The sequence below is a fragment of the Ruegeria sp. AM2 genome, from assembly GCF_056540685.1.
On record NZ_JBQFXE010000001.1, the window covers coordinates 814,160 to 839,461 of the forward strand.

Annotated in this window: 28 protein-coding genes; 5 read left to right on the forward strand and 23 right to left on the reverse strand. The window is 58.1% G+C overall.

The window, feature by feature from the left end:
• Positions 1 to 39: 39 nt before the first annotated feature.
• Together ACR0CR_RS04075 and ACR0CR_RS04080 are read left to right on the forward strand one after the other, a co-directional pair.
• Complete coding sequence (locus tag ACR0CR_RS04075) at positions 40 to 972, forward strand: AEC family transporter (RefSeq protein ID WP_480596989.1); 933 nt, start codon at positions 40 to 42, stop codon at positions 970 to 972.
• Positions 973 to 1,035: 63 nt separating this feature from the next.
• The gene (locus tag ACR0CR_RS04080) at positions 1,036 to 1,737 is read left to right on the forward strand and encodes a CbiX/SirB N-terminal domain-containing protein (RefSeq protein ID WP_480596991.1); all 702 of its coding nucleotides are present in this window, start codon (positions 1,036 to 1,038) and stop codon (positions 1,735 to 1,737) included.
• Positions 1,738 to 1,764: 27 nt separating this feature from the next.
• Here ACR0CR_RS04080 and ACR0CR_RS04085 read toward each other — a convergent pair whose 3' ends face one another.
• From ACR0CR_RS04085 to ACR0CR_RS04105, 5 genes are all read right to left on the reverse strand, one after another.
• Positions 1,765 to 2,760, reverse strand: a complete 996-nt coding sequence (locus tag ACR0CR_RS04085) for a diguanylate cyclase domain-containing protein (protein WP_480596993.1) — start codon at positions 2,758 to 2,760, stop codon at positions 1,765 to 1,767.
• Positions 2,760 to 3,347: a heme NO-binding domain-containing protein gene (locus ACR0CR_RS04090; protein ID WP_480596996.1), complete on the reverse strand. Its 588-nt coding sequence runs from the start codon at positions 3,345 to 3,347 to the stop codon at positions 2,760 to 2,762. The genes ACR0CR_RS04085 and ACR0CR_RS04090 overlap by 1 nt, the downstream gene beginning before the upstream one ends.
• A 128-nt stretch (positions 3,348 to 3,475) precedes the next feature.
• The gene (locus tag ACR0CR_RS04095; protein ID WP_480596999.1) at positions 3,476 to 5,035 is read right to left on the reverse strand and encodes a trimethylamine methyltransferase family protein; all 1,560 of its coding nucleotides are present in this window, start codon (positions 5,033 to 5,035) and stop codon (positions 3,476 to 3,478) included.
• Between the two features lie 118 nt (positions 5,036 to 5,153).
• Positions 5,154 to 5,846, reverse strand: a complete 693-nt coding sequence (locus ACR0CR_RS04100; RefSeq protein ID WP_480597001.1) for an HAD family hydrolase — start codon at positions 5,844 to 5,846, stop codon at positions 5,154 to 5,156.
• A gap of 14 nt (positions 5,847 to 5,860) precedes the next feature.
• On the reverse strand, positions 5,861 to 6,145 hold the full coding sequence (locus tag ACR0CR_RS04105; protein ID WP_480597003.1) for a DUF3572 domain-containing protein: 285 nt from the start codon (positions 6,143 to 6,145) through the stop codon (positions 5,861 to 5,863).
• Between the two features lie 89 nt (positions 6,146 to 6,234).
• On the opposite strand from ACR0CR_RS04105, the gene ACR0CR_RS04110 reads away from it, so the two are divergent.
• Positions 6,235 to 7,629 carry a diguanylate cyclase domain-containing protein gene (locus tag ACR0CR_RS04110; RefSeq protein WP_480597005.1) on the forward strand — a complete coding sequence of 465 codons (1,395 nt, stop codon included), beginning with the start codon at positions 6,235 to 6,237 and terminating at the stop codon, positions 7,627 to 7,629.
• Between the two features lie 7 nt (positions 7,630 to 7,636).
• On the opposite strand, the gene ACR0CR_RS04115 is transcribed toward ACR0CR_RS04110, so the two are convergent.
• From ACR0CR_RS04115 to ACR0CR_RS04130, 4 genes are read right to left on the reverse strand one after another with little or no spacing between them, the layout of a single operon-like run.
• Positions 7,637 to 8,110 (reverse strand): periplasmic heavy metal sensor, encoded by a 474-nt coding sequence (locus ACR0CR_RS04115; protein WP_480597007.1) that lies wholly within the window; start codon positions 8,108 to 8,110, stop codon positions 7,637 to 7,639.
• Positions 8,107 to 8,460, reverse strand: coding sequence for a hypothetical protein (locus ACR0CR_RS04120; protein ID WP_480597009.1), 354 nt, complete (start codon positions 8,458 to 8,460; stop codon positions 8,107 to 8,109). Before ACR0CR_RS04120 ends, ACR0CR_RS04115 begins: the two co-directional genes overlap by 4 nt.
• Positions 8,453 to 9,067 carry an RNA polymerase sigma factor gene (locus tag ACR0CR_RS04125; RefSeq protein ID WP_480597011.1) on the reverse strand — a complete coding sequence of 205 codons (615 nt, stop codon included), beginning with the start codon at positions 9,065 to 9,067 and terminating at the stop codon, positions 8,453 to 8,455. Before ACR0CR_RS04125 ends, ACR0CR_RS04120 begins: the two co-directional genes overlap by 8 nt.
• Before the next feature lie 6 nt (positions 9,068 to 9,073).
• Positions 9,074 to 9,541 (reverse strand): EF-hand domain-containing protein, encoded by a 468-nt coding sequence (locus ACR0CR_RS04130; RefSeq protein WP_480597013.1) that lies wholly within the window; start codon positions 9,539 to 9,541, stop codon positions 9,074 to 9,076.
• A 211-nt stretch (positions 9,542 to 9,752) separates the two neighbouring features.
• On the opposite strand from ACR0CR_RS04130, the gene ACR0CR_RS04135 reads away from it, so the two are divergent.
• Positions 9,753 to 10,151 carry a DUF983 domain-containing protein gene (locus ACR0CR_RS04135; protein WP_480597016.1) on the forward strand — a complete coding sequence of 133 codons (399 nt, stop codon included), beginning with the start codon at positions 9,753 to 9,755 and terminating at the stop codon, positions 10,149 to 10,151.
• On the forward strand, positions 10,148 to 10,849 hold the full coding sequence (locus ACR0CR_RS04140; protein WP_480597018.1) for an NUDIX hydrolase: 702 nt from the start codon (positions 10,148 to 10,150) through the stop codon (positions 10,847 to 10,849). Before ACR0CR_RS04135 ends, ACR0CR_RS04140 begins: the two co-directional genes overlap by 4 nt.
• Here ACR0CR_RS04140 and ACR0CR_RS04145 read toward each other — a convergent pair.
• The 14 genes from ACR0CR_RS04145 to ACR0CR_RS04210 form a co-directional block, all read right to left on the reverse strand.
• Complete coding sequence (locus ACR0CR_RS04145) at positions 10,846 to 12,513, reverse strand: ribonuclease J (protein ID WP_480597020.1); 1,668 nt, start codon at positions 12,511 to 12,513, stop codon at positions 10,846 to 10,848. The genes ACR0CR_RS04140 and ACR0CR_RS04145 overlap by 4 nt on opposite strands.
• Positions 12,510 to 13,289 (reverse strand): type III pantothenate kinase, encoded by a 780-nt coding sequence (locus tag ACR0CR_RS04150; protein WP_480597022.1) that lies wholly within the window; start codon positions 13,287 to 13,289, stop codon positions 12,510 to 12,512. The genes ACR0CR_RS04145 and ACR0CR_RS04150 overlap by 4 nt, the downstream gene beginning before the upstream one ends.
• Positions 13,290 to 13,300: 11 nt before the next feature.
• Complete coding sequence (locus tag ACR0CR_RS04155) at positions 13,301 to 14,050, reverse strand: biotin--[acetyl-CoA-carboxylase] ligase (protein WP_480597024.1); 750 nt, start codon at positions 14,048 to 14,050, stop codon at positions 13,301 to 13,303.
• A 54-nt stretch (positions 14,051 to 14,104) separates the two neighbouring features.
• Positions 14,105 to 15,547: an NADH-quinone oxidoreductase subunit NuoN gene (gene nuoN / locus ACR0CR_RS04160; RefSeq protein WP_480597025.1), complete on the reverse strand. Its 1,443-nt coding sequence runs from the start codon at positions 15,545 to 15,547 to the stop codon at positions 14,105 to 14,107.
• Positions 15,548 to 15,562: 15 nt separating this feature from the next.
• A complete protein-coding gene (locus ACR0CR_RS04165) occupies positions 15,563 to 17,107 on the reverse strand; it encodes an NADH-quinone oxidoreductase subunit M (RefSeq protein WP_480597027.1) in 1,545 nt (514 codons plus the stop codon).
• Positions 17,107 to 19,257, reverse strand: coding sequence for an NADH-quinone oxidoreductase subunit L (gene nuoL / locus ACR0CR_RS04170; protein ID WP_480597028.1), 2,151 nt, complete (start codon positions 19,255 to 19,257; stop codon positions 17,107 to 17,109). Before nuoL ends, ACR0CR_RS04165 begins: the two co-directional genes overlap by 1 nt.
• Positions 19,258 to 19,264: 7 nt before the next feature.
• Positions 19,265 to 19,570 carry an NADH-quinone oxidoreductase subunit NuoK gene (nuoK, locus tag ACR0CR_RS04175; protein ID WP_005984024.1) on the reverse strand — a complete coding sequence of 102 codons (306 nt, stop codon included), beginning with the start codon at positions 19,568 to 19,570 and terminating at the stop codon, positions 19,265 to 19,267.
• Positions 19,567 to 20,007 carry a hypothetical protein gene (locus tag ACR0CR_RS04180; protein WP_480597030.1) on the reverse strand — a complete coding sequence of 147 codons (441 nt, stop codon included), beginning with the start codon at positions 20,005 to 20,007 and terminating at the stop codon, positions 19,567 to 19,569. The genes nuoK and ACR0CR_RS04180 overlap by 4 nt, the downstream gene beginning before the upstream one ends.
• 74 nt (positions 20,008 to 20,081) lie before the next feature.
• Positions 20,082 to 20,684, reverse strand: a complete 603-nt coding sequence (locus ACR0CR_RS04185) for an NADH-quinone oxidoreductase subunit J (RefSeq protein WP_008755476.1) — start codon at positions 20,682 to 20,684, stop codon at positions 20,082 to 20,084.
• Complete coding sequence (locus ACR0CR_RS04190) at positions 20,681 to 21,091, reverse strand: carboxymuconolactone decarboxylase family protein (protein ID WP_480597032.1); 411 nt, start codon at positions 21,089 to 21,091, stop codon at positions 20,681 to 20,683. The genes ACR0CR_RS04185 and ACR0CR_RS04190 overlap by 4 nt, the downstream gene beginning before the upstream one ends.
• The gene (gene nuoI / locus ACR0CR_RS04195; RefSeq protein ID WP_039524264.1) at positions 21,088 to 21,582 is read right to left on the reverse strand and encodes an NADH-quinone oxidoreductase subunit NuoI; all 495 of its coding nucleotides are present in this window, start codon (positions 21,580 to 21,582) and stop codon (positions 21,088 to 21,090) included. Before nuoI ends, ACR0CR_RS04190 begins: the two co-directional genes overlap by 4 nt.
• 1 nt (position 21,583) lies before the next feature.
• Positions 21,584 to 22,621 (reverse strand): NADH-quinone oxidoreductase subunit NuoH, encoded by a 1,038-nt coding sequence (nuoH, locus tag ACR0CR_RS04200; RefSeq protein WP_480597034.1) that lies wholly within the window; start codon positions 22,619 to 22,621, stop codon positions 21,584 to 21,586.
• Between the two features lie 204 nt (positions 22,622 to 22,825).
• On the reverse strand, positions 22,826 to 24,847 hold the full coding sequence (gene nuoG / locus ACR0CR_RS04205; protein WP_480597035.1) for an NADH-quinone oxidoreductase subunit NuoG: 2,022 nt from the start codon (positions 24,845 to 24,847) through the stop codon (positions 22,826 to 22,828).
• Between the two features lie 7 nt (positions 24,848 to 24,854).
• Entirely contained in the window at positions 24,855 to 25,301 is a 447-nt protein-coding gene (locus tag ACR0CR_RS04210) for a DUF5333 family protein (protein ID WP_480597037.1), read from the reverse strand.
• Position 25,302: the final 1 nt, after the last annotated feature.

Below are 25,302 nucleotides of genomic sequence, written 5' to 3' on the forward strand. Positions count from 1 at the left end.
CGGGCCCGCCATAGACGCCCAAAGCACAAGGGCTCTGCCATGTTTCAGAGCCTGATCGACGTTATCCTCCCGGTATTTCTGGTCATTGGCGCCGGATATACCGCAACCCGAGCGGGGTATTTTCAAGAGTCGCATATTGATGGGCTGATGAAATTCACCCAAGGGTTTGCGATTCCCTGCCTTCTGTTTCTCGCCATCGCCAATCTTGACCTGAGCGCCAGTTTCGACCCCCGGCTTCTGACAAGCTTTTATTCCGCAGCTGGCCTGTGTTTCTTGGCCGGAATGCTGGGTGCAAGACTGATCTTTGGCCGCGAATGGGAAGATTGCGTGGCCATCGGGTTTTGCTGCCTGTTCTCCAACTCGGTTTTGTTGGGCCTGCCGATAACAGAGCGGGCTTATGGGCCTGAAAACCTGACCGGAAATTACGCAATCATCGCGTTCCATTCGCCGTTCTGCTACTGCGTCGGCATCACCGTGATGGAGGTCTTTCGCCATCGGGGCAACGGCGGAGCACGCATGCTGCGCGCGGTTCTGACGGCGATGTTCAAAAACGCGCTGATCCTCGGAATCGCTTTGGGTTTCGTGGTGAATTTCTCGGGTATCGCAATCCCTGATGTCTTGGATGAGGCGCTTAACCTAATCACGCGCGCCGCCTTGCCGGGCGCTCTGTTTGCGCTGGGCGGCGTTCTGGTCAAATACCGACCCGAGGGCGATTTGCGCGCCATCGTCTTTGTCTGCGTAATCTCACTGATGCTACATCCAAGCCTGGTGTGGTTGTTTGGCACAACCTTATCCCTTCCCAACGACCTGTTCCGGTCGGGTGTTCTGACCGCGGCCATGGCACCCGGGTTCAACGCCTACATTTTTGCCAATATGTATGGGCGGGCCAAACGTGTAGCGGCGTCCTCGGTGTTGATCGGAACTGCTGCGTCCATTTTGACCGTCTGGGTTTGGCTGTCCCTTTTGGGGTAGCAGACAGATTGACTCTGCCGCGAAGCGGAGCATTTACAACAAGGCCAACTTCGGAGATCGAATATGCGTCACGCCGTTATCGTTGCACACGGCCAACCCTCTGACCCAGATCCCGCCGAGGCGGCTCTGGCGGATTTGGCCGGAAAGATTGATGGGTTGTGTGAAAATGTGGCCGTTCATTCGGCGACATTGGCCGCACCCAATGCGCTTGAGGCATGTCTGGACGCGTTGCCTGCGGGTACATTGGTCTACCCGCTATTTATGGCGCGCGGTTGGTTTGTCACAAGCGCACTGCCCAAACGCATCGGAAAACGTCAGGTTGACATTATGGAGCCGTTGGGAACGGATCCTTGCCTTCCATCTCTTGTGGCGGACGCGTTGCGGGCCAGATTGTCTGAAAATGCATGGAGGCCCGAGACAACAGATCTTGTTGTTGCAGCCCATGGTTCTGGCCGCAGCGCCAACCCTGCCAAAGTCGCAGCTTCCTTCGCCAACGAGGTGTCCCGTTTGGTGCCGTTCCGCCAGGTTCGCGTCGGGTTTGTCGAACAAACCCCATCAATCGCCGAAGCGGCCGACGGCCTTGGTGAAACGTCCATCTGCTTGCCCTTCTTCGCTTGCCGAGGGGGACATGTGCTGGAAGACATCCCCAACGAACTGGCCAATGCATCTTTTGCGGGTCTGGTGATGCCCGTGATCGGTGAATTGCCCGAAGTTCAGCAGCAGATCGCAAAGCGATTGGACAACAACCTCGTCGCTAGAAGTTGAAAATTTTTGACGGCCAAACGTCCTAGGTCACTCCGATTGCTGAGCCTCAAGCTGTTGGCAATAAAAGCGATGACAGGACCGCCCTTCGCGTTTCGCCTGATAAAGAGCCAGGTCAGCAGCCTGCAAAACACCTGCCCCGTTCGGGGTTTCAAACTGAACCGAGGTTGCGATACCAATGCTGCCGGAAATCGCGCAAACCGTATCCTCAAAGGTCATAGGGTGCTGAAGCTTATTGATGAGCCGAGCGGCAATCTTTTCAAGCCGCTCTTTTTGGGTCAGGCCCTTGAAAATGAGAACGAATTCGTCACCACCGATCCTGGCGACAGTATCATCGCCACGCGTTTCTTCCAACATGATCGCCGCAGCCTGCTGCAAAACGTAGTCCCCGGCGGCGTGCCCCAATCGATCATTGACCGCCTTGAAATAATCTAGATCGAGATGCATCAACGCAAAAGATGTCTTCGCAGAAGCCAGGTGCCCCAATATGTGGTCCATGGCCCGACGGTTTTTGAGCCCGGTCAGGGTGTCGGTATACGCTTGTTCTTCCGCGGCGAGCATCGCGCCCTGCAGCCGCAGATTCAAAGATCGCGATGCCTCCATCGCGGCGGATTTGGCCTCGACGAGGTAGAGCAGCTCGATGGCCAGGTCCGTTCCCGAAAAGTCGGCCCGCGTTAACGCATAGTCGCGTACAGCGTCCAGAACGGAAATGCCGAAGGACAGGTTTATCACCGCACCCTCACCGTTCGGCAGCGGCGCGATCAACCCTTTGAGAGCCGTTTGGGGATTGTCACGGAATTTCAAATGCAGTTTCGCGCCGGCGGTCGACATTAATGCCGGAAGCGTCGTAACCGATCGGGGGCGGATTAGACGGAACATGTTCAGGAATTGTTGTCCCGCCATAGGTTGATCGGGTCGCAATTTTTGCAATGTTGGCCCCACTTGCCGGATTTGTCCGGTCTGATCGACCAGCACAAACATCGGGCACAAGGTTTCCAACAAAGCGGCGAGTTGATCCGAATTCATCACGGTTGACGCGCCCCTAGTTCGAATTGACGACCTTCTGCAAACGCGCTTTCCACGAGGGTGATTGAGATGACGTCGGCTTCGCCCTGCTGACCTTCGCCAGAAAGTATAGCCAGCGCGCCATAGTCATCCGCCATGGCCCTCAGGACGCCCGTCATGACATCGGAATACCCCGGAAGCCCGCGAAAGCAATGCAACCGATATTCCGATGCAGAGACCTCATGCAATTCCAAGGCCGGGAGTTCCAGATCCGACACTGCCAGCCTGACCCAGTCGGCAAGTTCGTCCAGCGAATGAAGAAATTCCACATACGACCCCCCGCCAAATCGCATCAGACGGCGCAACCCTTCCGTGTTGGGATGCGAGACCAGATAGGTCCCCAAATCCTCAAGAAACTCGGCCTGGGTGCGGTCAAGCTCGGCGCACAACGCATCCAGTACCCCGGCTGACATGTCCGCATCATAGACAAGCATCGCCTCAAACTCGACAAACCCCAACCCGGCTGCTTCGGTGGCCCGAACCCAACAGGTACGGCCATAGGTAGCGCAGACAAAGGATTGAATGGCCCTGTTGATCAGACCGTGCATGAGTCGCCCTCAGGTTGGATATCCAGTCCAACAGAGCGCAGAAAGTTTAACAAACGCACAATTCCGGCGCGAGGATAGCGAAAATGCGATGCAATATCACACTGATACGTTGACCTTTGGCGTACCGATCAGAAGTCGGTCGGTGCTCCGCCCTCGGCTTTGCGGCGCGCGACAAAATCGACCAGTTCGTCGCGGATTGCGTCGTCAATCGGAGGTGCTTCAAAGCTGCCGACGATTTCCTTGAACATGTGATGCGCGCGTTCCGCGGTCCAAATGCCGCCCGCCGCTTCCCAGCCTTCAAAGTTCTTCCAATCGCTCAGAAACGGTTGATAGAAGGCGGTGGTGTAACGATCCTGAGTGTGCTGAATTCCAAAGAAATGCCCATCATTTCCGACCGAGCGGATGGCGTCTAGCGCAATATCATCCGGCTGCGTTGCGCAAAGCTCTGGCTGCATATAGCGTTGAATTTGCTGTAATATCTCGCAATCCATGATGAATTTTTCGGGGCTGGCGATAAGCCCACCTTCCAGCCATCCAGCCGCATGATAGACCATGTTGGTCCCCGACTGAACCGCCGCCCACAGCGAGTTTGACGTCTCCCAAATTGCCTGCCCATCGGGCACATTCGCCGCGCACACACCTGATGAGCGCATTGGTAAGCCATAGAACCGCGCCATCTGGCCTGTCATCTGGGTCGAGCGCATATATTCAGGCGTGCCAAACGCAGGCGCGCCGGATTTCATGTCCACGTTCGAGGTAAACGTGCCGATCACGCAGGGAATTCCGGGCCGCACATACTGAAACAATGCGATCGCGCACAGCGCTTCGGCCAGGGACTGCGCAACTGCGCCTGCCATCGTGACCGGTGCCATCGCCCCGGCCAGTGTGAAGGGCGTCACGACAATTGCTTGCCCGCGCCGCGCCAGACGTAGGCACCCGTCGATCATCGGATGATCATGTTTAAGCGGGGAGGTCGAATTGATATTCGTATACATGCGCGGTTCGGCCTCGAATTCATCGTGGCTCAGCCCCCCCGCGATGCGGACCATTTCCATCACATCCTCGACGCGTTCCTTGCCCAGCGAATAGGCGTGCATTGCCTTGTCGGTCAGCGTTAGCTTGTCATAAAGCACGTCCAGATGACGAACGCTGGCATGGATATCCACCGGCTCAACCGGATAGCCGCCGGCAAAGTGAATGCAGTTGAAATACTGCGTCAGTTTCAGCAAATCCTGACACATCCGCCGCGTGCCCGGGACTTTCTTTCCGATCTCCATGTCCCAATAATTCGGTGGGGACGAGACATTTCCGAACAGCAGAGTGCGACCGCCAATTTCAATCTTGTGATCCGGGTTGCGCGGCGTGATGGTGAAAGACGCAGGCGCTTTTGCGACCATCTCCATCACAAAGTCCCGGCCCATACGCACGTTGTCGCCGTCAATGGTGCATCCGGCCTCGCGCAGAATACCGATGGCCTCCTTGTTATAGAATTCAATCCCGATCTCTTCGAGAATGCGCATAGCACCCTCGTGGATGGCCTGAATCCCCTCAGGCCCCAAGGGTTCGGTAGGAGCATCAGTATTGATGGGGGGGCTCCACGGCATCTGGTCGATCACCGCACTGCCCCGGCGTTCTGCTGCTCCGGCGCGTCCACCACTGCGACGTCTGCGGGTTTTCGTGTCGGCCATGCTGTCCTCCGAACTTGCCTACCTCAAGCAAGCCCGGAAGATCGGGGTATGGCCGCTCTGTCTGCGACAGTCTGTGTCGGTTTTGAATAGCAGAGCGCCGATTCTAGGCGTCGAACGGTCAGGTTTTGGACAACCAACCGGGGATGTGACCGATATCCGGCAAGACGACATCAGCCAAAGGTGCAAGCTTTTCGGCTGGCGCGAGGCCCGTCAGCACGCCGATTGTGACCATCCCGGCCGCACGCCCAGCCTGAAGATCGTGGCGGCTGTCGCCAACCATTGCGATACGTTGCGGTTCAATGTCCACATGCTTGGCGAAGGCCAGCAACTGGCCTGGACCGGGCTTGAAACCATGGCCGCTGTCATACCCCGCGACAAAGTCGAAATGGTCCTTGATCCCAACCGACTCCAGATGCTGCAAAGCCGGGTGTTCTGCGTCATTGGTCGCAACACCCAGGCGCAATCCGGACCGTCTTAAACCGTCCAAAAAAGGAACCAACGCCACAGACGGAACTTGCGTTGCCTCGGCTGCCACCTGATTCAAGAGCGCCACCAAATCCGACCAGGACATTTCGGGCAACTGTGGCGACAAAGCTTCGGCGATCTCATCCACCGTTCCCGCGATGACAACGCTATCCGGCGCATAGGTTTCGTCCTGGAAATTGAAGCCGATCGCCTGACCAAGGGAAGCAGCTTGCGTATGATCTCCGTCGGCCAGCCGCAGCATCGCGGCCCGCCCGAAATAACCCCAGGTCGCAGCGAAATCGAACAGTGTGCCATCCTTGTCGAACAGCAAGGCCTCGATGGGCATCAGCAATTTCTCCCTCAGGTCCAGTGCATTTCAGATGCACCGGATAAGACCGCATGCGCCTGACCCGGCAGGTCGTACGGCACCGCATTGGCGTCACAAAACGCAACCACCCACGAATCGTCAAGCATCAGAAAGCCAAGGATTGAGGCCAGAAACTCTGCCTCACCCGCCCGATCCCGCAGGTCCTGCGCCGAAGCCCCTGTTGCGCCCAGAAAAACCGGCATTAGTTCATCATTTCCGACCAACCAGCCCAACACGTTCAAAGCCATGGTTTCGGCGGCCTCGGGAGTTATTGCCATAATCTTGTCTCGGATTGGGAAATGGAAAGGGTTTATTAACCAGAGTCATAAACACTTTGGCAACGCATGCAATCTAACGGTGAGTGGCTATGTCCGTACAAGGCACGATACTTGTCCTAGACGGGGTTTCGACCAATCGCATCATGCTCAAGGTGCAGCTGACGGCGGCCTGGTACCATGTTGTGCAAGGGGAAAAAGTGGCGGGGCTGGCCGCCCTGTTGCGGCGTGCGCGGCCGGACCTTGTCCTGACCGCCCAGACCCTTCCGGACGGAACGGCCGCAGATGTCAAAAAGTTGCTGGCGCGGGACCCGTCGATGTCAGACGTGCCGGTCGTAGCAATTGCGCCGCAGAACGACAAAGCGGCCCGGATGCGAGCGTTGTCGGATGGGCTGGATGACGTTCTTGCCTATCCCTACCACGACGCGCTGCTTTTGGCTCGGGTCCGCAGCTTGCTGCGTGTGCGGGCAGACCGGCAGGAATTGAAGGTCAGGGATGATCCTCAGTCGATCGGGTTCGCGGAAGCTGGCGCGGCCCTGATTACGCCGCCCCCTACTGCCTCCATATCGGTCCTGACGCAAAATGCACGGACTGGAGCATTGTGGAGCAATGCGCTCGCCGCACACAGCCAGCATCAGCTGACATGCCATACGCTGCCCAATCTCAGGGGCATCCTGTCTGATCCCCCACCCGATGCCATAGTGATCGAACTTGGGGCGGATTCAGTCGGGATGAGCACCCTGGCCGATCTCCGATCGCGTGGGGCGACGCGGCACACGGTCCTGATCGCAGTCGTGCAGGGCGAGAACGCAAAGCTGGCCGCCGAAGCGCTGGATCGCGGCGCGGACGCGGTCTGTATGGGCGGGTTCAGCACGGACGAAGTCACGTTGCGGCTGGAAACCCAGATCGCACGAAAGACGCGTGACGACAGTCTGCGCGCCTCGATGCGTCGTGGACTGGCCGAGTCGCTGACGGACCCGTTGACCGGCCTGCACAATCGCCGCTATGCGATGCGGGCACTGGAGCAAGTTGCACGACAATCCCACCTTTCAGGCAGAGGGTTTGCCATCATGTTGGCCGACCTCGACCACTTCAAGGCAATCAATGACCGGTTCGGGCATGCGGGTGGTGATCTTGTCCTGACCGAAGCGGCCAGACGGCTGAAATGCTCGACAGGCGACAAGGGATTTGTGGCCCGCATCGGTGGCGAAGAATTCATGATCGTCCTTCCGGATTGCACGTCGAAACAGGCGATGCGAAACGCCGATATCATTTGCGGCAGTATTTGCAATCAACCCTTTCTGATGCCGGATCGGGTCGCACCGGTTCCGGTAACGATCAGCGTCGGCCTGAAACTATGCGCTCCGGTCGAAGTGCTCAGGTCGGACGGTTTGGTTGAAGGCTTGATCCGCTCGGCGGACCAGGCGCTCTATGCAGCCAAAAAAGCGGGCAGAAACCAGGTGCGCATTCGTCAAAGCGCCGCATGACTCCGTCTTAGTCCTTTTTCTTTTTCCGCTTGGGGCCTCTCTCCACCACCTCCTGAAGTCTAAGCGCGTAGCTTGCCCGTTCTTCGTCGTTCATCGCAGTAACTTGGCTGAGCCATTGCCGATGCAACGCGGCCTGCAGTTCGCTGGCGGCTTGCGCCTGTTGTTGCAACACCACGGCCACGGCGTTGGGATCAAATGGAACGGCCTGAAGCACCTGGCTCAAAGCCATGAAATCCTGCTTGCGGCGATCAGATCCTTTGACCCGCTTGCCTGCCAGCTCGCCTCGCAAAGCCTTTCGGTCTTCTTTGGGCAGGGCCGCATAAAGCGCCGGGCCAAAGCCGGGCGGTATGCCAACGTGGTCACTTCCGCGAAACCTGAGAACGGTGCCAAGCACTGCGCCCGCCACCAAAAGGTTCAAAGCAAGCGAGATCACAAGAACGATCGGCACCCACTTGCGTTTGGCTGTTGGTTTGTCGCTCATTCCGTCTCCTCCAGATAATCGATATCCAGGTTCAAATCCGCCATCAGATAGGTCGTCTCCTGATTGACAAGCAAACCCGCCGGATCAGGCAGAAACGATGGCGCTGAAAAACCGATCCAAACACCGGCGGCGCTTGCAGCAATCAGCCCACCCAATCCCTGCCAGCCTCCAACAACGGAGATCCATTGACGCATCGATTTAGGATGCGCGCGAGACGCCTGTGAAAGCCGGCCAAGCCTCACTTCTTCAGCATCGGTTTCAATCCGCACCGCCAAATCTTGCGGCAACTCGGGTCGAGACTGCCTGGCCTCGGCAAAAAGGTCTTCCAAATCTCTGTTGCTTTCAGCCATGTTCATACCCCAGTTCTTCCCGGCGACCCGACAGGATCGCTTTCAGAGACCTTTTCCCCCGCGCGGTCAAACTTTCAACCGCTTCAACGGAAATTCCCATGATCCCGGCGATTTCCGGGTTGGGCAATTCTTCGATATGCCTCAGGACCACGGCCTGCCGTTGGCGTTCAGGCAATTCATCCAGGGCCTGCTGCAACGCGTCTTTGCGGGCATCGTCCTGCATTTTGTCGACAACACTCGCTGCCTGGTCTTCGGGTTCAGGCTCGGTCTCAAGCGACGCGGGTCGCTTCTTTCGCCGCAGATCAACGCAAAGGTTCAACGTGACGCGGTACAACCAGGTCGAAACCTGCGCCTGACCCGATACCCAATCCGGCGCCATTTTCCATAGCCGCATCATCGCTTCCTGCGTGACGTCCTCTGCTTCGGCCCGATTTCCCAGCATGCGAAGTGCGACAGAAAAACAGCGCGGACCCAGGCGATCGGTCAAAACCCGCGCCGCTGACGGGTCGCCATCAGCATACTGGCCCAGCAACACATCGTCGCTGGGCCGCGGCATGGCAAATTCTTCGCCATGCTCAGATTTCGGCTGGGAGGTCAGATCCTCCATCCTGCATCAGTTGCTGTCCGAGTTCTGCTTACCATGCCGTTTCTTGTGGCGACCCATTTTGTCTTTCGCATCGGCATATTCCTGTTCCGATATTGAACCATTTCCATCCGCGTCGATCCTGTCGAACATCTTCGCGCCGCGACGCGGTTTGGGCAACTCATCTTCGCTCAGAAACCCATCCTGATTGGCGTCGTATTTTTCGAACATTTTATTGGTGCGGTCCGTTGCCTTCGCCTGCGCCGCAGTCTGCATTTCCTCAACGCTCAGTTTCCCATCGCCGTCGCTATCCGCGGCAGTGAAACGTTGATTGCGATGGGCCTCAAGTTCGGCCTTGGTGATCTCGCCGTTTCCGTCGGCATCCAGTTCCTGAAAGGTGGCTGGCTGACGATCGCCGGGACCTTTGGCCATGACCGAGGTGCCAGTCACCACGACTGAAGCCAGAACAATCGCAGAGATATATGTAGCAGTTTTCATATTCAGGTTTCCTTTGTTTGGCGTGCGTCATGCCGCCGTTGATACTTATTGAAACGCGGTCCACCCGGGTTTCCGTCGGCCGTCCCCAAAATTTTTTTTGCCGCCCCAATATTGTGCTTAAGACGCCTGAACCGCCGCAAAGCGACGCACCCCCTTTTAACTCGCGTCACGCAAAGACATTATAAGTGCAGACCGAACGCGTGAGATTCGAATGACCGACCAAACCATTGACACTCAGATTGTCGAGGATCGCCCGACCAAGCCCGCACTGATCAAGGGCTTTCGCTGCAAATGCCCGAATTGCGGCGAGGGCAAGCTGCTGCACAGCTATCTCAAGGTTAATGACACTTGCTCGAACTGTGGCGAGGAACTGTTCCATCACCGTGCAGATGACGGCCCTGCTTACCTGACCATTCTGATCGTCGGTCACCTGTTGGCACCCGCTCTGCATGTATCGTATGTGCATTGGCGACCGGGCCCGTGGACGATGGCGATTGGGCTGTCCGTCGCCTGTGTCGCGCTGTCACTTTATCTTTTGCCGCGTTTGAAAGGGGCCATTGTGGGCTATCAATGGGCCAAACGTATGCACGGATTTGGCAAGTCTGTATGACGCAAGACAAGACCGCAATCCGGGATGCGGCAACCGTTATCGTATTGCGGGATCGGTTCAAAGACCCGTCCATTTTGATGGGGCAGCGCGGCTCAAAAGCAGCGTTCATGCCGAACAAGTTCGTGTTTCCCGGCGGCGCGGTTGATCTGGCGGATGCCGATGTGCCGCTTGCGTCGCCTTTGCCGGATCTCTGCATCGATCGCCTGTCACAAGAATCCCAACCCGGGCTTCATGGCGCATTGGCCGCCGCTGCGGTCCGCGAGCTTTGGGAAGAAACCGGGTTGATCCTTGGCCAAAGCGGGCATTGGACCGACCCTGTGCCCGAGGACTGGCAGAGTTTCGCGGAGACAGGCCATGTCCCCGCTGCCCAAGCTTTGCAGTTTGTGTTCCGCGCAGTCACTCCGCCCGGTCGTCCGCGCCGGTTTGATGCCCGGTTCTTTTTGGTGGATGCCGAGGCCATTCAGGGCGATCTGGACGATTTCACCCACGCCTCGGACGAGCTGTCTCATTTACAATGGGTGAAGATACGACAGGCGCGCGAATTCGACCTGCCCTTCATCACCGAGGTCGTTCTAGCCGAAATCGCCGCGCGCGCAACAGACACGCGCCCACCGGAAACCGTGCCCTTCTTTCTCAACAACGAAGAAGCCAGCCTGTTCCTGCAGCTGCGCGGCTATCCGATGCCGTCCGAGCCCTAGCGCATCCGGCTCACGACGACAGTCACTTCAGGCTTCTTGCCGATCTCGGACAGCGCGCTTTGCCGTGCGATCCGTCGCAGACCTTCTTCCAGCTTGTCATCGTCGCGCAGGGTCTTGGCATCCGCCCGCATCAGGAACTGGTTCAGGTCTTCCTCGAGCACTTCGATCAACGCCGCGCGGGAAGACCCCGTTTCGGGCAGACCCATCGTATCACACCAAGGCTCGCCCAGCGGTTCGTCTTCTTCGTCCAGTATGACGGTAATCGTCACATGCCCGTTTAGGGCCATGCGGATACGGTCACGGACCACGCCGTCGAGCGCTCCGATCTGCACCGAGCCATCCAGATAGGTCCGGCCGGTTTCGACATAGTCCACCACTTTCGGAGCGTTTCCTGTCAGGTCCAGCATGGTGCCGTTTACGGCTAGAATGCCGGTGCGCCCGCCCTCTTCCGCCAGTTTGGCATGGGCGCGCAGATGGCGATGTTCACCATGCATCGGGATCACCATCTGCGGCTCGACCAGAGTATGAACACGCTCAAGATCGGGGCGGTTTGCGTGACCCGAAACGTGATAGAGACCCGAGCTGTCATCCACGACATCCACACCTTTTTCGCTGAGCTGGTTGATAATGCGGATCACACCACGTTCGTTGCCGGGGATGGTCTTTGACGAAAACAGGAACAAGTCGCCCTCTTTCGCCTCAAGCCCGCGATATTTGCCTCGGGCCAATTGGGCACTGGCAGCACGACGTTCACCCTGACTGCCGGTCACGATCAGCATCAGATTCCCGCGCGGGACCTCTTGCGCCTCTTCAGCACTGATAACCTTGGGGAAATCGGTCAGAATGCCCGTTTCCGTCGCCGCTTCGATCATCCGCCGCATCGCACGACCCAGCAGAACGACCGAACGGCCCGCCTTCTGCCCAGCCTCAGCCAGCGTTTTCACGCGCGCCACGTTCGAGGCAAAGGTGGTCGCAATCACCATGCCGCTGGCATCTTGCACCAACCGCGTGATCTCCGGGCCGACCTCGGATTCCGAGCGGCCGGGATGGGTCGAGAACACATTGGTGCTGTCGCAAACCAGCGCTTTGACACCCGGCTTTGCCGCCTCGGCCCAAAGATCGGTATCAAAAGGCTCACCAACGATCGGATCGGCATCCAATTTGAAATCGCCTGTATGCACGACCCGACCTGCGGGCGTGTCGATGATCAGGCCCGCGCTTTCGGGAATCGAGTGGGACACCGGCAAGAAGCCAACATTAAATGGACCCACCGTGATCTGTTCCGGCCAGGATGAGGCCGTTCGCACCGCCTCGGTCGGGTGGCCCTGATCTTCCATCTTGCGCCGCGCGATATTGGCCGTGAACGCCCGCGCATAGATCGGCGCGCCCAAGGCCTCATAGCAATGGGCCACCGCGCCTACATGGTCTTCGTGCGCATGGGTGACAAAGATCGCCTCAAGCTGATCCGCGCGTTCTTTCAGCCAGGTGATATCGGCAAAGATCAGGTCCACCCCGGGTGAGCTGTCCATATCCGGGAATGCGACGCCCAGATCGACGAGGATCAGACGCTCTTGCCCCGGCTTTCCATAGCCATAGACATAGGCGTTCATCCCGATTTCGCCGGCACCGCCCAGCGGCAGATAGATCAGTCGTTCATTGCTCATGTTGAGCCATTATCCTTGTTATAGCGATGGATCACGGTCAGACCGTGCATCGTCAAATCGTCTTCGATGGCGTCGAACCCCACATCCGCCTGATCAAACAGGGGCGCAAGCCCTCCGGTCCCGACAACTTTCATCGGCGTACCATATTCCGACTTGATGCGGGCAATCAGCCCCTCGATCAATCCGGAATAGCCCCAATACACGCCGGATTGGATACAGCCAACCGTATTCGTACCAATCACTTTATCAGGACGTGTTATGTCGATATGCGGCAAGGCGGCAGCACCCTGATGCAACGCCTCAAGGCTTAAGTTCACACCCGGCGCGATGATCCCGCCGACGTATGCGCCGTCCGACGCGACGACGTCGAAATTCGTGGCAGTTCCGAAATCAACAACCACGACATCTCCGCCATGGCGATCAAATGCGCCGACGGCGTTTGCCAGTCGGTCCGGACCGGGAATGGTCCCTTCATCAATGCGCGGTGCGACGGGCAGCAGGCACTCGGGTTTACCCACAACCAGCGGCCTGCAACCAAAGAACCTGTCCGCGAAAATGCGCAGGTTGAACACCACACGCGGCACGGTCGAGGCGATGACGACATCCTTGATTTCCGCCTCAATCCCGTAGTGTTTCACCAGCGTCGAGTACCACGTAAAATACGCATCCGCCGTGCGCGAATGATGGGTGGACGTGCGTAGGGTGCACAGGAACGTCTCACCATCCCAAATCGAGAAGACGGTGTTGGTGTTGCCGCAGTCGATTGCCAGAAGCATCTGAGCCTCCTTCAGAAAAACACGTCCGCCGCCGGTATGCTAATCCGGCCTTTGGCGGTGTTTAGGACAAGGTTGCCGCCTGCGTCCACTGTTTCAAACGTGCCAACCGTCTCGGACGCGGCGGTGCGGGCGGTGATGACCTCGCCCAAACGTGCAGCGCGGGCCAGCCATTCGGTTCGGATCGGCTCGAACCCATATGTGGCGAACTGAGCTTCGTACCGCGCATAGGCCGCCGCAAGTTCGGTCAGAAAATCCTCGGGCGTGACATCTGCCCCAGTCTCAGACAGCAATGACACAGGTCGAACAGCACCCGCCTCGACGGCATGCACAGGCGGGGCTTCCGAGAGGTTCACACCGATCCCAATCGCCAAATGAGAAATGTCCCGCCCCTGCCCGGTGCTTTCCAGCAGAATGCCCGCGAGCTTGCCGCCGTTTAACAACACATCATTGGGCCATTTCAGCGACAGCCCGGTTGCCCGTCCGGTCACGGCAACACACGCATCGAATAAAGACAGGGCGGCAACAAAACTGCGCAACGCCGCGTGTTCCGGGTTGCCGCTGGGCCGCATCAAAAGGGTCGCTGCAAGATTGCCCTTTGGGTTGGTCCACGCCCGGCCGCGACGCCCCCGGGCTGCGGTCTGGTGGTGCGCCATGATCCAGACCGGGCCTTGCGCCGAAGGCGCAATCCGCGCGGCCTCGTTCAGCGTGCTGTCGACTTCCTGCACGACATGCAGACCGTATCCTTGCGGCCACTGCGTCATGACAAAAAGGCCCGGTCGACCGACCGAGCCCCATTGCGTTGAATGATCATCGGATCAGTTGACAAGCGTCGCCGCCGCAGCCGCTGCCGCGCCTTCGACACCGAACTGATAGAACACGCCGATCAGCATCAGAGCGGCCGAGCCCATCAGTGCCACCCACAATACGGGGGTCGAGCGTGTCTCGATCGGGTCTTCGTTTTCGGCTCCGAAATACATGTAGAACACGATCCGCAGATAATAAAACGCACCGATGACCGAGGCGATGGCCGACACGATCACCAGCCCCATCAGCCCCGCGCTGACGCCCGCTTGCCAAACGCCGAATTTGGCGAAGAAGCCTAGCATCGGCGGCACGCCCGCAAGGCTGAACATCAGGATCAAAACGGCCAGAGCTTTGCCCGGATCACGTTTGGAGTATTGGCGCAGCGCATCAATGTCGGTGACGGGCTTGCCGTCTCGCTCCATCATAAGGATGAAGGCGAAGGTACCGATATTCATGGTCACGTAGATCGCCAGATACATCAGCATCGCCTTGATGCCCATTTCGGTGCCCGCCGCTAGACCAATCAGCGCATAGCCCATATGGGCAATCGACGAAAACGCCATCAGGCGCTTGATGTCACGCTGCCCGATCGCGGCAACCGCACCCAGCAGCATCGACAGAACTGACAGCAGAACGATCACTTGCTGCCAATCCTGGATCACGCCACCAAAGGCGTCGTGCAGCAGGCGTGCGAACAGTGCCATCGCGGCCACTTTCGGCGCAGTAGCAAAAAAGGCAGTGATCGGCGTGGGCGAACCCTCGTACACATCCGGAGTCCACATATGGAACGGCACTGCGGATACTTTGAAAGCGAGACCCGAGATCAGGAAGATCAGGCCGAATAGCAGGCCGAGCGAGACATCTCCGTGATGGACCGTCTGAATGATTCCCGAGAACAGCGTGGTGCCGGTGAAGCCGTAGACCAAAGACGCGCCGTACAGCAACAGCCCCGAACTAAGCGCTCCCAGTACGAAGTATTTCAGACCGGCCTCGGTCGATTTCGCACTGTCGCGGCGCAGCGCAGCAACGACGTAGAGCGACAGGGACTGCAGCTCCAGCCCCATGTAAAGGGACATCAGATCGCCCGCGCTGACCATCATCATCATGCCAACGGCGGCCAATGCGACCAACAAGGGGTATTCAAACCGCAGCAATCCACGGCGGGACATATAGTCCTGACTCATCAGCAAGACGGCGGCGGCAGACAGCAGGATCGCAACCTTGGCAAAGCGCGAGAACCCGTCATCCACAAACATGCCATTGAACGCGACGTTGGTGCCATCACCATTCGTTGCGATCCAGATCGCCAGCAAGGCCATCAGGCCCGATGTCGCCCAAACCAGAACGGGTGCCAGCCCGTCCTTGGTGGTGTAGACAGCCCCGATCAGAGCAGCCATCGCATACACGGCCAGAACGATTTCCGGCAAAATGATTGTCAGATCAGCTTGGATCATGTCTCCAAAGCCTCCTTAATGCGAAGCGGCTGTCTGGTTCACGGCCTCAGCCGCGGCCAGAGCCGTGTCATAATTCGAAATCAGCGCGGCGGTCGAGTTGCCGATCACATCGGTCACCAGCGAGGGGTAGACGCCCAGCAAGATCGTCATGATGATCAAAGGCGCGAAGATCAGCCGCTCGCGCGAGCTCATGTCGGTCATCGCCTTGAGGCTTTCCTTGATCAAGTCGCCGAAGACCACGCGACGATAGAGCCAAAGCGCATAGCCCGCCGAGAAGATCACGCCGGTCGCCGCCACTGCGGTCACCCAGGTGTTGACCTGGAACGCACCCATCAGGGTCAGGAATTCACCGATGAAGCCCGAGGTGCCCGGCAGGCCGACATTGGCCATGGTGAACAGCATGAAGACCAGCGCATAGGCGGGCATCCGGATGACCAGACCTCCGTATGCGTCGATATCGCGGGTGTGCATCCGGTCGTAGATCACGCCGACACATAGGAACAAGGCTGCCGAAATAAACCCGTGGCTGAGCATCTGGAAGATCGCACCATCAATGCCCTGCTGGTTCGCCGCAAAAATCCCCATGGTCACAAAGCCCATATGCGCGACTGAGGAATAGGCGATCAGCTTTTTCATATCCTCCTGCACCAGCGCCACCAGCGAGGTGTAGACAACGGCGATGGCCGACATCCACAGCACCAGATCGGTCATCACTGCCGACCCCACCGGGAACATCGGCAAGCTGAACCGCAGGAAGCCATAGCCGCCCATCTTCAAAAGGATCGCCGCCAGCACGACCGAACCCGCCGTGGGCGCCTGAACGTGCGCATCCGGCAACCAGGTATGGACCGGCCACATCGGCATCTTCACCGCGAAGGACGCGAAGAAAGCCAGGAACATCAGCGTCTGCATCCCGCCAACGATATAGACGCCCAACACGCTGAACCCTTCGGAGGAGAACTGATGGGTCATCAGCGCCTCGATATCGGTGGTGCCCGCATCCGCATACATCGCCACCATCGCCACCAGCATCAGCACCGAGCCGAGGAATGTATACAGGAAGAACTTGAAGCTCGCGTAAATCCGGTTCGCGCCGCCCCAGATGCCGATGATTAGGAACATCGGGATCAGACCGGCCTCGAAGAACAGGTAGAACAGCACAAGATCCAGCGCCATGAACACGCCCAGCATCAGCGTTTCCAACAGCAGGAAGGCGATCATGTATTCCTTGACCCGCTCGGTCACATTCCAGCTGGCCAGAATGGTCAGCGGCATGATGAAGGTGGTCAGCAGCACGAACAACACGCTGATGCCGTCGACACCCATCTTGTATTTCAGACCCAGCAGCCACGCGCCCTCTTCCACCATTTGGAAGCCGGTGTTGGACGGATCAAATCCGGTATAGATGCCGATCGAGACCAGAAAGGTCACAGTGGTTGCCACCAACGCTACCCATTTCGCGTTGCGCTGCGCGGCGTCGTCATCCCCGTGCAGAAACAGGGCCAGAATGCCTGCTGCAACGGCCGGGATGAAGGTGACGATCGAGAGAATATTGTCCATTAGTTTGCGCCCCCGATCGACATCCAGGTGACAAGGGCAGCAATACCCAGAACCATCCAGAAGGCGTAAGTAAAGATGTAGCCGGTCTGAGCTTTGCCTGCGAGGCGGGTGAAGAAAGGTACGACGCCCATCGCCACCCCGTTCAGGAAGCCGTCAATTGTATTGCCATCCCCGCGTCTCCACAGGAACCGGCCAAGCGCCAAGGTGGGTTTGACAAAGATCGCGTCGTAGATTTCGTCAAAGTACCATTTGTTCAGCAGGAACAGGTACAGCGGCCTCTGGTTCTGTGCCAGCCGCCCCGGCAGGGACGGGTTCACGATATAGAACCAATAGGCCACGACAAAGCCCAGCAGCATCGCCACAAAGGGCGAGACCTTGACCCATTTCGGAGCCGCATGCGCATCGTCCAGCACATGATTGTCCGGCGCCATGTACAGAGCACCCTCGCCCGGCTCACCCACAAAGGCATAGTGATGCTCGCCATGGGCATCTTTCTCACCGTGACCGTCATCGGCATGGGCGTCACCATGATCGTCGCCGTGATGTTCTTCTGCAGTACCGTCCGCCACATGTTCGGCATGCGTGTCCGCATCATGGCCTTCCGCGTGTTCAGACGCTTCGGCCACAGGAATTCCATAGAACTTGCCGACCTTATCCGCGTGACCAAAGAAGTTGCCGTACCAGATCATCCCGGCAAACACCGCGCCAAGGGACAGCACACCCAGCGGGATCAACATGGACATCGGGCTTTCATGCGCGTGTTCATGGGTGTGCTTGTCGCCACGTTCTTCACCGTAGAACGTCAGGAAGATCAAACGCCAGCTGTAGAACGAAGTGAACATCGCTGCGATCACCAGCATCCAGAAGGCATAGCCTGTGCCGCCCGCATAGGCGCTTTCGATGATGGCGTCTTTGGACAGGAACCCGGCAAAGCCGAAGGTGGTCAGCGGGATACCAACGCCGGTAATGGCGAGCGTGCCGATCATCATCGCCCAGAACGTATAGGGGATTTTCTTCCGCAACCCGCCGTATTCGGTCATCTCCTGCTCGTGATGCATCGCGTGGATCACAGAACCGGCCCCGAGGAACAAGAGCGCCTTGAAGAATGCATGCGTCAGCAGGTGGAACATCGCCGCCGAATACATGCCGACGCCAGCCGCGACGAACATGTAACCCAGCTGAGAACAGGTCGAATATGCAATGACGCGCTTGATATCGGTCTGCACGAGGCCCACGGTGGCCGCGAAAAATGCCGTCGAAGCCCCAAGGAACGTGATAAACCCGGTCGCACCTGGTGCGAACTCCATCAAAGGCGACATGCGGCAGACAAGGAACACACCCGCAGTCACCATCGTCGCGGCGTGAATCAGGGCTGATACCGGCGTCGGGCCTTCCATCGCATCCGGCAACCATGTGTGCAGGATCAACTGCGCCGACTTACCCATCGCACCGATGAACAGCAGGACGCAGATCACCTCGATCGCAGTCCATTCGCCCCACAGGAAGTGCAGTTTCTCTTCTGCGAGCGCCGGAGCCGACGCAAAAATGTCCGAGAAATTGATGCTGTCCGTCAGGAAGAACAGCGCGAAGATGCCAAGTGCAAAGCCAAAGTCACCGACACGGTTGACGATAAACGCCTTCATCGCCGCCGCGTTAGCGCTCGGTTTGCGATAGTAGAACCCGATGAGCAGGTATGAGGCGACGCCCACACCTTCCCAGCCAAAGAACATCTGAACCAGATTGTCCGCCGTCACCAGCATCAGCATGGCGAAGGTGAAGAAGGACAGATAGGCGAAGAAACGCGGTTTATAGCTCTCGCCCTCGCGCCATTGCGGGTCGTGATCCATGTAGCCAAAGGAATAGAGGTGCACGAGCGCCGACACAGTCGTCACAACGATCAGCATGATCGCGGTCAGCCGGTCCAGACGAATGGCCCAGCTTGTCGACAGCGAGCCGCTCTCGATCCAGCGCATGATCTCGATCTGTTGGGTGACGCCATCGAACGTGAAGAACACGATCCACGATAGCAAACAGGCCAGAATCAGCAGGCCCGTTGCGGTCCACATGGCCGCCTTCTCTCCGATAAAGCGCCAGCCAAACCCGCAGAGCAGCGCGCCCACCAATGGGGCAAAGAGGATGGTGGTTTCCATAGTTCTCTTAGCCCTTCATCATATTGACGTCTTCAACCGCGATGGTGCCGCGGTTGCGGAAGAAGCAGACCAGAATAGCCAGCCCAATCGCCGCCTCGGCCGCCGCAACGGTCAGCACGAACAGCGTAAACACCTGCCCGACCAGATCGCCGAGGAAACTGGAGAACGCCACAAGGTTGATATTCACCGCCAGCAGCATCAGTTCGATGCTCATCAGCAGGATGATTACGTTCTTGCGGTTCAGGAAGAGACCGAAGATGCCAATGACGAACAGCGTCGCCGCGACCGTAAGATAGTGTTCGAGTCCGATCATAGCTTCGCTCCTGGCGAGTCGGGGTAGTAGAGTTTACAGCCGCACAATTGGCTGAAACGATCTTTACGTTTCTCTGTTTTGAAACGTTTGTTCAGGTCATAGTGAACTTTGAGGTCACTTCGAGTGGCGCGTTCGGCTAAATCAACCAAACGCCCTTCTGCGCTTGGTATGAGCCTAAGCGGTAGAGGCCAAATCTGGTCAATATCGATCTCAGGGCCACAAGAGTCCCAGCCAACGACAGGGCCAACAATATTAATGCCAGTCCCATCGCTGCAGTCTATTACACTGACACTCTCGTCTACCATTTGGGCAACAAAGTCGTTCCCCAAATCCTCGACAGCTCCACCTTCGATCCAGTCAAACTCACCGCCATTAACGAAACTGCAATCCCTATTTTGGGCGACACGTTCATTCTCCCAAGGCTCTGGGAAGATCATTGAACATGCCTTCGCAGACGTACTCACTACGCACATTAGAAGAGCAACCGAAATAGGATGGAGAGATAGGCCCATCACAGCCCCTGCCCCGGTTTCACGTCCTTCAGCTCCATCGCCTTGGCCGGGTCGCGCATCATCTGGCCGATGATGTCCTGACGCTTGATGTCCTGACGGTGGCGCAGGGTCAGCACGATGGCTCCGATCATGGCCACCAGAAGGATCAGGCCCGCAAGCTGGAACAAAAGGAAATATTGATCGTAAAGAATGACGCCCAGCGCCTCGGTGTTGTGGCGGTCGGTCGGAACCGGCTGGGCCAGATTGGCCGCCGCGCCTTGGGCGCTGTCCCATGCGCCAAAGGCCATGACAAATTGCATCAGGATGACCAGACCGATCAGTAGGGCCAGCGGCATATAGCGCGCCATCTCGGCCTTGAGCTCGGCAAAGTCCACGTCCAGCATCATGACCACAAACAGGAACAGCACCGCGACCGCGCCCACGTAGACGATAATCAGCAGCATCGCCACGAACTCGGCCCCCAGCAGCACAAACAACCCCGCCGAGGACAAGAAGGACAGGATCAGCCACAGCACCGAGTGCACCGGCTGGCGGCTGATCACCGTAAACAACCCGCCGGTGATGGCGCTGATGGCAAACAGATAGAAGGCAAAGACGGTCATTGATCCTCATCCTCGTTATCGCCCAGAACCTCTTGCGCCAGATCCAGCGCGCGGGTCATGGCCGGGATGCCGGCAAAGACCGACATCTGACCGATCGTTTCCACGATCTCTTGTTTCTTCGCGCCCGCTTCCAAAGCATGCCGCACCGTTTGACGCACCGCTGTATCCGCCTGCGCGCCCTGACAGGTCAGCCCCGCCAGCGTCAGCAACAGGCGGGTTTTGGCATCCAGCCCGTCGGTGTTGACCGCGTTGCCAAACATCATCTCCATGACCTCTTTGGGCATGGTCGGCCACAGCGCTTCGAACCCCTTGGGCGAGAAACTCTCCATCGCAGGGTTCAGCGCCTTGGCCATGTCCTGGGCCTGCTTCATCATCAGCTCAAACGGGTTTGTCGGCGTGTCACTCATCTGTACGGCGCGTCCATTTCCAGATTTCGGGCGATTTCGGCTTCCCAACGTTCGCCGTTGTCGAGCAGTTTTTCCTTGTCGTAGAACAGCTCTTCCCGGGTTTCCGTGGCGAATTCGAAGTTCGGACCTTCGACGATGGCATCAACCGGGCAGGCTTCTTGGCAGAAGCCGCAATAGATGCACTTGGTCATGTCGATGTCATAGCGCGTGGTGCGGCGGCTGCCGTCTTCGCGCGGTTCAGCATCGATGGTGATGGCTTGCGCCGGGCAGATCGCCTCACACAATTTGCAGGCGATGCAGCGTTCTTCACCGTTGGGATAGCGACGCAGCGCGTGTTCGCCGCGGAAGCGCGGGGACAGAGGGCCTTTTTCGTGCGGGTAGTTCACCGTGGCCTTAGGGGCGAAGAAGTATTTCAACCCCAACTTCATTCCGACCCAGAAATCCTGCAGCAGGAAGTACTTGGCAGCGCGGGTATAGTCGATTTGGGTCATATCAGCCTCCTACGCTCCAACGCGCGAATGCGCCCCAGAACCAGTCGAACCTTGCCGCGAAGGCCACGAACACTACCCAGACCAGGCTGAACGGCAAGAAAACTTTCCAGCCCAACCGCATCAGTTGGTCATAGCGGTAGCGAGGCGTGATCGCCTTGACCATCGCGAAGAGGAAGAAGAAGAACGCCATTTTGGCGACCATCCACAACACGCCATCCGGCAGGCCGGGAATCGGCGACAGCCAACCACCGAAGAACAGCAGTGAGATCAGCGCGCACATCAGGAAGATGGCGATGTATTCCCCTGCCATGAACAGCAGGAAGGGCGTGGCCGAGTATTCAACCTGATAGCCTGCGACCAGTTCCGATTCCGCCTCGGGCAGGTCAAACGGGGGCCGGTTGGTTTCGGCCAGCGCCGAGATAAAGAACAGAAAGACCATCGGGAAATGCGGCAGCCAGTACCAACTGAAGAAACCGAAACGCCCGTCTTGCGCCTCGACGATGTTGCCGAAGTTCATCGATCCGGTCGAAATGATCACTCCGATGATGATCAGACCCAGAGAGACTTCATACGAGATCATCTGCGCCGCAGATCGCAAGGACCCAAGAAACGGATACTTTGAGTTCGACGCCCAACCGCCCATAATTACGCCATAAACTTCCAGTGAAGACACCGCGAAGACATAGAGGATAGCGACATTTAAATCCGACAACACCCAGCCGTCGTTGAACGGGATCACCGCCCAGGCGATCATCGCCAGAACGAACGATGTCAGCGGGGCAAGTATAAAGACAGTGCGGTCGGCGCCCGCCGGGATCACCACCTCTTTGACCACGTATTTCAGCGCATCCGCCACCGATTGCAGCAAGCCATAAACGCCCACCACGTTCGGGCCGCGGCGCATCTGTACCGCCGCCCAGATTTTGCGGTCTCCATAGACGAGAAACAAAAGCGAGATCATCACGAAGGCCACAACCGCAAGCACTTGCGCCAAAATGATGATGGCAATTCCGCCTGGGGTGTTAAAGAATTCAGCCATTGGTCCTCACACCGTGGGTATTCCGTTTTCCGCGCGCGATGCTAAGGCCAGATGCCTGCGCCATCAGCGGCTGGGTCGGCGCGTTGGTGTAAACAGCATATGATGCCGTAGCGCCACCCTTAATCTTGAGTTTCACCCGCAAATCCGGCGCGGCTATCGGCCACCCTGCAACCGCGCATGTCGGAGATATGAAAGTTGCCAGAGTCATTCTGCCGCAATCTTCCCGGATTTAATTGCCTGAGATTGCGCCGAAAGTTCGGCCATCAGTTGCGAAGCCCTCGCGATGGGGTTGGTCAGATAGAAATCCTTGATCGCGTTGCGGAAACTGGCATCACCCAGTTTTCCCGCCTCCAGTTCAACCATTTCATTTTCGATCACCTCATCGATGCGGGCCAGATGTGGAACGGCCTCGATAAGCTTTGTTCGCAGCTGAGCCAACGAGTCGAAGGGCAGCGTTGCGCCCAATTCTGCTGACAGCGCACGCAGGATCGCCCAGTTCTCTTTGGCTTCCCCCGGCGCAAAACCGGCGCGCATAGCCAGTTGCGGGCGGCCTTCGGTATTCACGAACAAACCGTTTTCCTCGGTATAGGCGGCGCCAGGCAATATCACATCTGCGCGGTGGGCACCCCTGTCGCCATGGCTGCCTTGATAGATCACAAAGGCCCCATCGCCGATTTCAATTTCATCCGCACCGAGATTATAGATTACATCTGCGGCGCTTAGGGCGTCCATGCCGGCTGCGTTGGTGGCATCCACATCCATCGCGCCCACACGCGACGCGGCGGTGTGCAGGATGATCAGCCCGCTTTCGGTATTGGCGGCAATAGCTTGAGCGGCGGCCAGAACAGCGGCCCCGTCAGCCTCTTGCAGCGCTCCCTGACCGACGATGACCAGGGACGCCTTGCCCTTGATCTCATCATCGGCGCCCATATCCAGCGCGGTTTGCAGCGCCGCGCGGTCGTCACCCATATGGTGATAGGGATAGGTTAGATCGGCGGCGGGCCCAACCAGGGCCACCTCGGCCCCCTGCGCCCACGCCTTGCGGATGCGCGCGTTCAGAACCGGAGCCTCATCACGCGGATTGGTCCCGATCAACAGAATGCGTTGGGCCCCGTCGATATCTTCTATCGCGGCGGTTCCGGCATAAGCCCCGCGATTGCCCGCTGGCAGCTTGGCCCCGTCGGTGCGGCATTCGACAACACCGCCCTGCCCCTCGATCACTTGTTTCAGCGCGAATGCGGCCTCGACCGGAACCAAATCGCCCACGATGCCCGCAGGTTTCTCGGCCCCTTTCAGTGCCTCGGCGGCCTTGGTCAGCGCCTCAGGCCAACTCGCGGCGCGCAGCTTGCCATTTTCGCGCACGTATGGCCGATCCAGACGCTGACGACGCAGACCATCCCATACGAACCTTGTTTTGTCGCTGATCCATTCCTCATTCACGCCGTCGTGGTTGCGCGGCAGAAAGCGCATGACTTCGCGCCCCTTCGTGTCCACGCGGATGTTCGAACCCAGAGCATCCATGACGTCAACGCTTTCGGCTTTGGTCAGTTCCCAAGGACGGGCCGTAAAGGCGTAAGGTTTGGACGTCAGCGCCCCAACCGGGCACAGGTCGATGATATTGCCTTGCAGGTTCGATTGCAGCGTCTCGTTCAGATACGAGGTTATCTCGGCATCCTCGCCGCGCCCGGTCTGACCCATCTGAGTGATTCCGGCGACCTCGGTCGTAAAGCGCACGCAGCGGGTGCAACTGATGCAGCGCGTCATCGCGGTTCCGACCAGCGGCCCCAGATCCAGATCATCGACCGCTCGCTTTGCTTCCTTGAAGCGTGAGCCGGACACACCGTAAGCCATCGCCTGATCCTGCAGGTCACACTCACCGCCCTGATCGCAGATCGGGCAATCAAGTGGGTGGTTGATAAGCAAGAACTCCATCACACCTTCGCGGGCCTTTTTGACCATGGGTGAATTCGTCTTTACCACCGGCGGCTGGCCTTCCGGTCCCGGACGCAAATCACGCACCTGCATCGCGCAGGACGCGGCAGGTTTAGGTGGTCCACCCACAACTTCAACCAGACACATCCGGCAGTTCCCGGCAATAGACAGACGCTCGTGATAGCAGAAACGCGGCACCTCGACCCCGGCTTGCTCACACGCCTGGATCAGGGTCATGGCCCCGTCGACTTCGATTTCCTGTCCGTCGATATTCACTTTGCGGAGGTCAGACATTGTGACTTTAACCTTTCAGGAATGTGCCGATGGTGGAGTTTTTGGCGATCTCACTTCGGCCCGCCGAACACATCGTCTCTGGTACGCCGATCACGATCCCGTTGTCCTGGATATAGCGGATCGCATCATCCTGTATGCGTTTTCGAGGCAGGTTTCGTTCGAGGTATTTGAAGTCGCTTTCCCGATAGCCCTTGGCTTCCAGGTCGTCTGCGACAGCTTTCATTCCGCGTGCTATTTCCGAAGGGTTCCGAGACAATGTCGGGCATCCGTTTGCAATTTGCTCTGCCATCGCATTTGCAAAGGCAACGTCATAAAGGTTTTCCGGCATTTCAGACCGAAATTGAGCGCGCGAAGAGGCGGTTTCCTGCGTCTCGCTAGTGGTTGTTTGGCATCCCGCCAAGACCCCCAGCAGCAAGCAGGTACCGAACCCCTTGGTCAATGCAACCAACTTCATT

Coding starts and splice junctions, on each gene's coding strand:
- ACR0CR_RS04120 (WP_480597009.1), bottom strand. CDS start 8,460: ATGGCTGAAAGCAACAGAGATTTGGAAGACCTTTTTGCCGAGGCCAGG.
- ACR0CR_RS04105 (WP_480597003.1), bottom strand. CDS start 6,145: ATGGCAATAACTCCCGAGGCCGCCGAAACCATGGCTTTGAACGTGTTG.
- nuoG (WP_480597035.1), bottom strand. CDS start 24,847: ATGTCTGACCTCCGCAAAGTGAATATCGACGGACAGGAAATCGAAGTC.
- nuoK (WP_005984024.1), bottom strand. CDS start 19,570: ATGATCGGACTCGAACACTATCTTACGGTCGCGGCGACGCTGTTCGTC.
- nuoH (WP_480597034.1), bottom strand. CDS start 22,621: ATGGCTGAATTCTTTAACACCCCAGGCGGAATTGCCATCATCATTTTG.
- ACR0CR_RS04155 (WP_480597024.1), bottom strand. CDS start 14,050: ATGACGCAGTGGCCGCAAGGATACGGTCTGCATGTCGTGCAGGAAGTC.
- ACR0CR_RS04115 (WP_480597007.1), bottom strand. CDS start 8,110: ATGAGCGACAAACCAACAGCCAAACGCAAGTGGGTGCCGATCGTTCTT.
- ACR0CR_RS04185 (WP_008755476.1), bottom strand. CDS start 20,684: ATGACCGTCTTTGCCTTCTATCTGTTTGCCATCAGCGCCATCACCGGC.
- ACR0CR_RS04100 (WP_480597001.1), bottom strand. CDS start 5,846: ATGCCCATCGAGGCCTTGCTGTTCGACAAGGATGGCACACTGTTCGAT.
- ACR0CR_RS04125 (WP_480597011.1), bottom strand. CDS start 9,067: ATGGAGGATCTGACCTCCCAGCCGAAATCTGAGCATGGCGAAGAATTT.
- ACR0CR_RS04140 (WP_480597018.1), top strand. CDS start 10,148: ATGACGCAAGACAAGACCGCAATCCGGGATGCGGCAACCGTTATCGTA.
- nuoI (WP_039524264.1), bottom strand. CDS start 21,582: ATGACCCAAATCGACTATACCCGCGCTGCCAAGTACTTCCTGCTGCAG.
- ACR0CR_RS04190 (WP_480597032.1), bottom strand. CDS start 21,091: ATGAGTGACACGCCGACAAACCCGTTTGAGCTGATGATGAAGCAGGCC.
- ACR0CR_RS04085 (WP_480596993.1), bottom strand. CDS start 2,760: ATGAATTCGGATCAACTCGCCGCTTTGTTGGAAACCTTGTGCCCGATG.
- ACR0CR_RS04210 (WP_480597037.1), bottom strand. CDS start 25,301: ATGAAGTTGGTTGCATTGACCAAGGGGTTCGGTACCTGCTTGCTGCTG.
- ACR0CR_RS04110 (WP_480597005.1), top strand. CDS start 6,235: ATGTCCGTACAAGGCACGATACTTGTCCTAGACGGGGTTTCGACCAAT.
- ACR0CR_RS04095 (WP_480596999.1), bottom strand. CDS start 5,035: ATGGCCGACACGAAAACCCGCAGACGTCGCAGTGGTGGACGCGCCGGA.
- ACR0CR_RS04075 (WP_480596989.1), top strand. CDS start 40: ATGTTTCAGAGCCTGATCGACGTTATCCTCCCGGTATTTCTGGTCATT.
- ACR0CR_RS04130 (WP_480597013.1), bottom strand. CDS start 9,541: ATGAAAACTGCTACATATATCTCTGCGATTGTTCTGGCTTCAGTCGTG.
- ACR0CR_RS04090 (WP_480596996.1), bottom strand. CDS start 3,347: ATGCACGGTCTGATCAACAGGGCCATTCAATCCTTTGTCTGCGCTACC.
- ACR0CR_RS04145 (WP_480597020.1), bottom strand. CDS start 12,513: ATGAGCAATGAACGACTGATCTATCTGCCGCTGGGCGGTGCCGGCGAA.
- ACR0CR_RS04135 (WP_480597016.1), top strand. CDS start 9,753: ATGACCGACCAAACCATTGACACTCAGATTGTCGAGGATCGCCCGACC.
- ACR0CR_RS04150 (WP_480597022.1), bottom strand. CDS start 13,289: ATGCTTCTGGCAATCGACTGCGGCAACACCAACACCGTCTTCTCGATT.
- nuoN (WP_480597025.1), bottom strand. CDS start 15,547: ATGATCCAAGCTGATCTGACAATCATTTTGCCGGAAATCGTTCTGGCC.
- nuoL (WP_480597028.1), bottom strand. CDS start 19,257: ATGGAAACCACCATCCTCTTTGCCCCATTGGTGGGCGCGCTGCTCTGC.
- ACR0CR_RS04180 (WP_480597030.1), bottom strand. CDS start 20,007: ATGATCTTCCCAGAGCCTTGGGAGAATGAACGTGTCGCCCAAAATAGG.
- ACR0CR_RS04165 (WP_480597027.1), bottom strand. CDS start 17,107: ATGGACAATATTCTCTCGATCGTCACCTTCATCCCGGCCGTTGCAGCA.
- ACR0CR_RS04080 (WP_480596991.1), top strand. CDS start 1,036: ATGCGTCACGCCGTTATCGTTGCACACGGCCAACCCTCTGACCCAGAT.